The organism is Mycobacterium sp. IDUB_28, assembly GCF_055419285.1.
The window spans coordinates 261373-269887 of record NZ_JBVAXK010000001.1 but is presented as its reverse complement, the minus strand read 5'-3'; the positions used below and the strand labels follow the sequence as shown (position 1 = coordinate 269887).

At 67.2% G+C, this 8515-nt stretch carries 5 protein-coding genes; 4 read left to right on the top strand and 1 reads right to left on the bottom strand.

Annotated elements, in window-relative coordinates:
* The first annotated feature begins 93 nt into the window (after positions 1 to 93).
* The 3 genes from mshC to ACZYZ9_RS01245 are packed head-to-tail and all read left to right on the top strand — an operon-like array spanning position 94 to position 3439.
* Entirely contained in the window at positions 94 to 1329 is a 1236-nt protein-coding gene (gene mshC, locus ACZYZ9_RS01255; RefSeq protein WP_463824427.1) for a cysteine--1-D-myo-inosityl 2-amino-2-deoxy-alpha-D-glucopyranoside ligase, read from the top strand.
* Positions 1330 to 1353: 24 nt separating this feature from the next.
* Positions 1354 to 2256 carry an SDR family oxidoreductase gene (locus ACZYZ9_RS01250; protein WP_463824426.1) on the top strand — a complete coding sequence of 301 codons (903 nt, stop codon included), beginning with the start codon at positions 1354 to 1356 and terminating at the stop codon, positions 2254 to 2256.
* A 4-nt stretch (positions 2257 to 2260) separates the two neighbouring features.
* The gene (locus ACZYZ9_RS01245) at positions 2261 to 3439 is read left to right on the top strand and encodes an FAD-dependent monooxygenase (protein ID WP_463824425.1); all 1179 of its coding nucleotides are present in this window, start codon (positions 2261 to 2263) and stop codon (positions 3437 to 3439) included.
* A gap of 2 nt (positions 3440 to 3441) precedes the next feature.
* Here the strand turns inward: ACZYZ9_RS01245 and ACZYZ9_RS01240 are convergent, their stop codons facing one another.
* The gene (locus tag ACZYZ9_RS01240; protein WP_463824424.1) at positions 3442 to 4332 is read right to left on the bottom strand and encodes a PAC2 family protein; all 891 of its coding nucleotides are present in this window, start codon (positions 4330 to 4332) and stop codon (positions 3442 to 3444) included.
* Between the two features lie 350 nt (positions 4333 to 4682).
* On the opposite strand from ACZYZ9_RS01240, the gene metH reads away from it, so the two are divergent.
* Positions 4683 to 8474: a methionine synthase gene (gene metH, locus ACZYZ9_RS01235; protein WP_463824423.1), complete on the top strand. Its 3792-nt coding sequence runs from the start codon at positions 4683 to 4685 to the stop codon at positions 8472 to 8474.
* The last annotated feature ends 41 nt before the right edge of the window (positions 8475 to 8515 follow it).

Here is an 8515-nt window from a genome sequence, read left to right as displayed (position 1 = left end):
TGGGCTGCATCGTCGCCACGCGGGGTCTGATTGCGCGCCTCCTTCTCAGCCCGCTGCGCGGGCTGCATCGTCGCCACGCCTAAAGTACGAGCCATGCGGTCGTGGTCTTCTCCGCCGGTCCCGGCCCTGCCGGGACGCGGCCCCGAGCTGCGGCTCTATGACACCGCCGACCGTCAGGTCCGACCGGTAACCCCCGGCCCGAAAGCGTCCATGTACGTGTGCGGCATCACGCCCTATGACGCCACGCATCTGGGCCACGCCGCCACCTACCTCTCCTTCGACCTGATCCACCGGCTGTGGCTCGACCTGGGCCACGATGTGCACTACGTCCAGAACATCACCGACGTCGACGACCCGCTGTTCGAGCGCGCCGACCGCGACGGCGTCAACTGGCGCGATCTCGGCGACCGGGAGACCGAGCTGTTCCGGCAGGACATGACCGCGCTACGGGTCCTGCCGCCGCACGACTATGTCGCAGCCACCGAAGCGGTCGCCGAGGTCGTGAAACTCGTCGAGAAGATGGTGGCAGCCGGCGCAGCCTACGTCGTGGACGGCGAGTACCCCGACGTCTACTACCGCGCCGACGCCACCCTGCAGTTCGGCTACGAGTCCGGCTACGACCGCGACACCATGCTGGAGCTGTTCGAACAGCGTGGTGGCGACCCGCACCGCCCCGGCAAGACCGACGAACTCGACGCGCTGCTGTGGCGCGCGGTGAGGCCCGGCGAGCCGTCCTGGCCCTCGCCGTTCGGGCCGGGCCGCCCGGGCTGGCACGTCGAGTGCGCGGCGATCGCCCTGAGCCGCATCGGCAGCGAACTCGACATCCAGGGTGGCGGCAGCGATCTGATCTTCCCGCACCACGAGTTCACCGCCGCGCACGCCGAATGCGTCACCGGTGAACGCAGATTCGCGCGCCACTACGTGCACGCCGGGATGATCGGCTGGGACGGGCACAAGATGTCCAAGAGCCGCGGCAACCTGGTGCTGGTCTCGAAGCTGCGAACCCAGGGGGTCAACCCCTCTGCGGTGCGGTTGGGCCTGCTGGCCGGCCATTACCGTGCCGACCGATATTGGAGCCAGGCGGTGCTCGACGAAGCAGAGAGTCGCCTGAACCGTTGGCGCTCGGCGACCGTGCTGCCCGCCGGGCCCGACGCCGCCGACGTGCTGGCCCGGGTGCGCCGCTACCTGGCCGACGACCTCGACACCCCCAAAGCGGTTGCCGCACTTGATGGTTGGACCACCGACGCGCTCGACTACGGCGGCCACGACGAGGCGGCGCCAGGATTGGTGGCGACCGCGGTGGACGCCCTGCTGGGAGTGGACCTGTAAGTCCGCGATGGTACGTTTTCGGCCATGACTCGGGTGCAGGGCACAGTGCAGGACAAAGTCGTTCTCATCACGGGCGCCGGGCGGGGGATCGGCGCGGAAGTCGCCCGTCGCCTGCACCGCAAAGGCGCCAAGCTCGTGCTCACCGATCTGGGTGAAGAAGAGCTGACGACGATCGCGAGCGAACTCGGCGGGGACGAGCGGGTGCTGACCGTGGTCGCCGACGTGCGGGACCTGCCGGCGATGCAGGCGGCCGTCGCTCAGGGAGTCGAGAAGTTCGGCGGCATCGACGTGGTCATGGCCAACGCCGGCATCGCCAGCTACGGGTCGGTGCTCAACATCGACCCCGAGGCCTTCAAGCGGGTGATCGACGTCAACCTGCTCGGCGTCTTCTACACCGTGCGCGCCGCCCTGCCGGCCATCATCGACCGCCGCGGGTACGTGCTGGTCGTCTCGTCGCTGGCGGCGTTCGCCGCCGCGCCGGGGATGGCCGCCTATGACATGTCCAAGGCCGGCAACGAACATCTGGCCAACGCGTTGCGCTTGGAGGTCGCGCCGCTCGGCGTCGCCGTCGGTTCGGCGCATATGTCGTGGATCGACACCGCGCTGGTCCGCGACACCAAGGGCGATCTGCCCGCGTTCGGCGAACTGCTCGCCAAATTGCCGTTCCCGCTGAACAAGACGACCTCGGTCGACAAGTGCGCCTCGGCGTTCGTCAAAGGCATCGAAGGCCGCAAGGACCACATCTACTGCCCGGAATGGGTCGCGGGATTCCGGTGGCTCAAGCCGGTGTTGACCACCCGGCTCGGCACCCTGCCGACCAGCCGGGCCGCGGTCGAGGTGGTGCCCAAGATGGACGAGCAGGTCGCCGCGCTCGGGCGTTACACCAGCGCCTACACGCAGGGTCTGGAGAAACCGCCGAATCCATGACGCCGTGAAGGTCATCATTTGCGGTGCCGGCATCGCCGGGCTGGCCGCGGCAGAGCGCATGTCGAGCCTGGGCGCCGACGTCGTCGTGCTGGAACGAACGCCCGAGCCTGACGAGCGGGGCTACCTGATCGACTTCTATGGCGCCGGATACGAGGCTGCCGAGGCGATCGGCGTGCTGCCCGCCGTCAAAGACGTCTCCTACCGCATCGACGAGGCCACGCTGGTCGATGAGCAGGGTCGCCGGCGGGCCGACCTGCCGTACAACCAGATCGCCAAGGCGCTCGGCGGCCGAGTGTCCAGCATGTTGCGGGCCGACTTGACCAGCGTGTTGCGCGGCAATCTGCCCGAGGCCGTCGAGGTGCGTTTGGGCACCTCGCTGTCCGCGGTGACCGACAACGACGACGGCATCTCGGTGACGCTGGACAGCGGGGAGCAGCTGGTGGCCGATCTGCTGATCGGCGCCGACGGCATTCACTCGACGGTGCGGGCGATGGTGTTCGGGGCCGAGTCGGATTACCTGCGCTATCTCGGATTTCACTGCGCCGCTTTCGTGTGCGACGCCACCGACATCGGCCGTCAGGCCGATGTCGAGCAGATCGTCCTGACCGACACCCTCGAACGCCAGCTGGATACCTTCTTTCTTCCGGACGGTCGCGCCGCAGTGTGCGGGACATTCGCCGCTGCCGACCCGACGCTGGCCGACGACCCGCGCGGCGTCGTCCGGGAGAAGTTTGCCGGGATGGGGTGGTTGGTGCCGGCGATTCTGGACCGTTGCCCACCGTCGGAGCAGATCTACTACCAGGCGGCCGCTCAGGTCATCATGCCCCGCTGGAGCAAGGGCCGCGTGGTGCTGATCGGTGATGCTGCCGCCGCGGTCTCACCGCTTGCCCCGCACGGCCCGTCGCTGGCGGTGGCCGGGGCCTACGTGCTGGCCGAGCAGCTGCGCACCACCTCCACGGTGGAGCGGGCGCTGGACTTCTACGAGAAGCTGTGGCGGTGGGTGGTTGAGGATAAACAGAAGGTCACCCGCGATACCGGCTGCTGGACGCTGCCGACCTCGCGTCGCGTTGCGTTGCGGTTCACCGCACGCCCACTGATCAACCGGTTCATCTCCACAGCGCTGGCCGGCGAACCGACGACCGTCGTCGCGATGCTGCGCCGGGGCACGACTGAGCCCGACTGAGGCTAGCGCCCGAATCCCGGCCGGCGCCGCTTCAGATACCGCTCGAATTCGGCGGCCAGCGCGTCGCCGTCGATCTGGCCGAGCGCCTCGTTGACGTCCACGGCGGCGTCGCCGTGCTGTTCGAGCGACTGCACGTATTCGGCCAGTTCCTGGTCGTCGGAGGCCATCTCGGTGATCTCCCGCTCCCACGCCTCGGCCTGCGCGGGCAGGTCGGCCAGTGGCACCTCGACGTCGAGCACCTCCTCGACGCGGTGCAGCAGCGCCACCGTCGCTTTCGGATTGGGCGGGTGGGACACGTAGTGCGGCACCGCCGCCCAGAACGTGACGGCCGGGATACCGGCCGCGACGCAGGCGTACTGGAAGACGCCGGCGATGCCGGTGGGCCCCTCGTAGCGGGTTTCCTCCAAGCCGAACAGCCGCGCCGACTCCGACGAATATGCCGCCCCCGAGACCGGCACCGGCCGGGTGTGCGGCGTGTCGGCCAGTAGGGCGCCGAGGATCACCACGGTGTCGACGTTGAGCTTGTCGATCACCGCCAGCAGTTCGTCGCAGAAGGTGCGCCACCGCATGTTCGGCTCGACCCCGGACATCAGCACGACGTCGCGGTCGCTGTCAGGGGGGCGGCAGTGCGAAATCCGCATCGCCGGCCATTCCAGCTCCCGGGTGACGCCGTCGACCTGGCGGATCACCGGCCGGTTGACCTGGTAGTCGTAGTAGGCCTCGTCGTCGATCTCGACGATGGGAGCGGCGTCCCAGATGTCGAACAGGTGAGCCACCGCGTCGCTGGCCGCGTCACCGGCGTCGTTCCAGCCTTCGAACGCCGCCACCACGACGGTGTTCTGCAGGCGCGGCAGCGTGTCGCCGCCGTCCTGGTCACCGTCGGGAAGTGTCATCCAGTCAGCCTAACGGCGTTGCGGGTGCCATACCGATCCGGACGTGCGGTGCGCCGGGACCGATCGCCTTAAGCGAGGATGGTCCTGCTGCGCTGAGCGCCTCCACATGTGCGGCAAATCAGCCCTCAGACCGGCATTGTGAGGACGCTCGTGGCGGAAATAGCTGCGACGGTGAGCTGGTTGACCCTGGTGACAACGACATTGCCGATAAGATCCGGGTCGGGTCTAGCTGGGCGTCCAGATGTCGGAAGACCGACGTAGACTTGCCGGGTCGAGAGGCGTTGCAACGGAGTCCGGGGTCAGCACCGGCCATCCGCCACGCTCGGCAGATCTCAAGGACGCCTTCCGCTGTGGAAGGAACGTACGTGAACGCCGCTCAGTCGAACAACGCCGCGTCGAACATTTTCGAGCCGAACATCCGCCCGGACTGCACCGACGAGCTGGCGGCCGCCCTGCGCCAGCGGATCCTGGTGATCGACGGCGCGATGGGCACGGCGATTCAGCGCGACCGCCCGGACGAGGCCGGATATCGCGGCGACCGGTTCACCGAGTGGCCGACCGCTCTGCAGGGCAATAACGACCTGCTCACGCTGACCCAACCGCAGATCATCGAGGGCATCCACCGCGAGTACCTCGATGCGGGCGCCGACATCCTGGAGACCAACACCTTCAACGCGAACGCGATCTCGCTCGCCGACTATGACATGGCGGACCTGAGTTATGAGCTGAACTACGCCGGTGCGGCGCTGGCCCGCAAAGCCGCTGACGAGTTCAGCACGCCGGACAAGCCCCGCTACGTGGCTGGTGCCATCGGCCCGACGACGCGCACCGCGTCGATCTCGCCGGACGTCAACGACCCCGGCGCCCGCAACGTCTCCTACGACGAGCTGGTGGCCGCCTACCTCGAATCGGCCAACGGCCTGGTCGACGGCGGTGCCGACCTGCTCATGATCGAGACGATCTTCGACTCGCTGAACGCCAAGGCGGCGGTGTTCGCGGTCGAGACACTGTTCGAGGAACGTGGTCGCCGCTGGCCGCTGATCATCTCGGGCACCATCACCGATGCCTCTGGGCGGACCTTATCCGGGCAGGTCACCGAGGCGTTCTGGAACGCGATCAGGCACGCCAGGCCCATCGCGGTCGGCCTCAACTGCGCCCTGGGTGCGCCGGAGATGCGGCCCTACATCGCCGAGGTGTCGCGGATCGCGGACACGTTCGTCTCCTGTTACCCGAACGCCGGCCTGCCCAACGCCTTCGGCGAATACGACGAGTCCCCGGAGCGCCAGGCCTCCTACATCGCCGAGTTCGCCGAGGCCGGGCTGGTCAACCTGGTCGGTGGCTGCTGTGGGACGGCGCCGCCGCACATCGCCGAGATCGCCAAGGTGGTCGAGGGGAAATCCCCGCGTGAGGTGCCGCAGATCCCGGTGGCCACGAGGCTGTCCGGGTTGGAGCCGCTCAACATCACCGACGATTCCCTGTTCGTCAACATCGGTGAGCGCACCAACATCACCGGCTCGGCCCGGTTCCGCAACCTGATCAAGGCCGAGGACTACGACACCGCCCTGTCGGTCGCCCTGCAGCAGGTCGAGGTCGGTGCGCAGGTCATCGACATCAACATGGACGAGGGCATGATCGACGGCGTCGCCGCGATGGACCGGTTCACCAAGCTGATCGCCGCCGAACCAGACATCAGCCGCGTGCCGGTGATGATCGACTCCTCCAAGTGGGAGGTCATCGAGGCCGGCCTGAAAAACGTGCAGGGCAAGCCAATCGTCAACTCGATCTCCATGAAGGAGGGCGAGGAGAAGTTCATCCGCGAGGCACGGTTGTGCCGCAAGTACGGCGCGGCCGTCGTCGTGATGGCCTTCGACGAACAGGGGCAGGCCGACAACCTCGAGCGTCGCAAGGAAATCTGCGGGCGCGCCTACCGGATCCTGACCGAAGAGGTCGGCTTCCCGGCCGAAGACATCATCTTCGACCCGAACTGCTTCGCGCTGGCCACCGGCATCGAGGAGCACGCGACCTACGGCATCGACTTCATCGAGGCATGCGCCTGGATCAAAGAGAACCTGCCCGGGGTGCACATCTCCGGCGGCATCTCGAACGTGTCGTTCTCGTTCCGCGGCAACAACCCCGTGCGCGAGGCGATCCACGCGGTGTTCCTGTTCCACGCCATCAAGGCCGGCCTGGACATGGGCATCGTCAACGCCGGCGCCCTGGTGCCGTATGACTCGATCGATCCCGAGCTGCGGGACCGGATCGAAGACGTCGTGCTGAACCGTCGCGAGGACGCCGCCGAGCGGCTGCTGGAGATCGCCGAGCGGTTCAACAAGACGGAGAAGTCCGAAGACCCGAAGGCCGCTGAATGGCGCAGCCTGCCGGTGCGCGAGCGGATCACGCACGCCCTGGTCAAAGGTATCGACGCCAACGTCGACGACGACACCGAAGAGCTGCGTGCCGAGATCGCCGCGGCAGGTGGTCGCCCGATCGAGGTGATCGAGGGCCCGCTGATGGACGGCATGAACGTCGTCGGCGACCTGTTCGGCGCAGGCAAGATGTTTCTGCCCCAGGTGGTGAAGTCGGCCCGGGTGATGAAGAAGGCCGTGGCCTACCTGCTGCCGTTCATCGAGCAGGAGAAAGCGGACTCCGGGGCCGCCCAGGATGGAAAAGCCGGCAAGGATACCAACGGCACCATCGTGATGGCGACCGTCAAGGGTGACGTGCACGACATCGGTAAGAACATCGTCGGAGTCGTGTTGCAGTGCAACAACTTCGAAGTGATCGACCTCGGGGTGATGGTGCCCGCCGAGAAGATCCTGGCCGCGGCGAAGGAGCACGACGCCGACATCATCGGGCTGTCCGGATTGATCACCCCGTCGCTGGACGAGATGGTCAACTTCGCCGTCGAGATGGAACGCGAGGGGCTGGAGATCCCGCTGCTGATCGGTGGTGCGACCACCTCGCGCGCGCACACGGCAGTCAAGGTCTCACCGCGTCGCAGTGGACCGGTGGTCTGGGTCAAGGACGCCTCCCGGTCGGTGCCGGTCGCCGCCGCGCTGCTCGACGACAAGCAGCGACCGGCCCTGTTGGAAGCCACCGAAAAGGACTACGCATCGCTGCGCGAACGGCACGCTCAGAAGAACGAGCGCCCGACGCTGACCCTGGAGAAGGCCCGCGCCAACCGGACGCCGATCGACTGGGACGGTTACACGCCGCCGGTACCCGCCGCGGGCCTCGGGGTCCGCGAGTTTCTCGATTACGACCTCGCCGAGCTGCGCGAATACATCGACTGGCAGCCGTTCTTCAACGCCTGGGAGATGAAGGGCCGGTTCCCCGACATCCTCAACAACCCGGCCTCGGGTGAGGCGGCCCGCAAGCTCTACGACGATGCGCAACAGATGCTCGACACCCTGATCAAGGAGAAGTGGCTGACCGCCAACGGGGTGATCGGCTTTTTCCCGGCGAATGCAGTCGGGGACGACGTCGAGGTCTACACCGACGACACCCGTACCGAGGTGCTGACCACGTTGCACAATCTGCGTCAGCAGGGTGAGCACCGCGACGGCATCCCCAACCGGTCGCTGGGCGACTTCATCGCCCCGAAGGAAACGGGTCTGCGCGACTACGTCGGCGCCTTCGCCGTCACCTCCGGGCTGGGCGGCCAGGAAAAGATCATGGAGTTCAAAGAGGCTCTCGACGACTACAGCGCAATCCTGCTGGAGTCGATCGCCGACCGCCTCGCCGAGGCGTTCGCCGAACGGATGCACCAGCGGGTCCGCGAGGAATTCTGGGGATACCAGCCGGATGAGCACCTGGACAACGAGGCGCTCATCAGCGAGAAGTACCAGGGCATTCGGCCCGCCCCCGGTTACCCGGCCTGCCCGGAGCACACCGAGAAGGTGACGCTGTGGAAGCTGATGGACGTCAAAGAACGCACCGGCATCGAACTCACCGAGTCGATGGCGATGTGGCCCGGTGCCGCGGTCAGCGGCTGGTATTTCTCCCACCCGCAGTCGCAGTATTTCGTGGTCGGCCGGATGGCCCAGGACCAGGTCGCCGACTACGCCAAGCGCAAGGGTTGGACCCTGCGGGAAGCCGAGCGCTGGCTGGCCCCCAATCTCGGCTACAACCCGGAGGACTGAACTTGGGCGAGCAGACGCAAAAGCGCCCTTAAACCCGGCGT

Coding starts and splice junctions, on each gene's coding strand:
- mshC (WP_463824427.1), top strand. CDS start 94: ATGCGGTCGTGGTCTTCTCCGCCGGTCCCGGCCCTGCCGGGACGCGGC.
- ACZYZ9_RS01250 (WP_463824426.1), top strand. CDS start 1,354: ATGACTCGGGTGCAGGGCACAGTGCAGGACAAAGTCGTTCTCATCACG.
- ACZYZ9_RS01240 (WP_463824424.1), bottom strand. CDS start 4,332: ATGACACTTCCCGACGGTGACCAGGACGGCGGCGACACGCTGCCGCGC.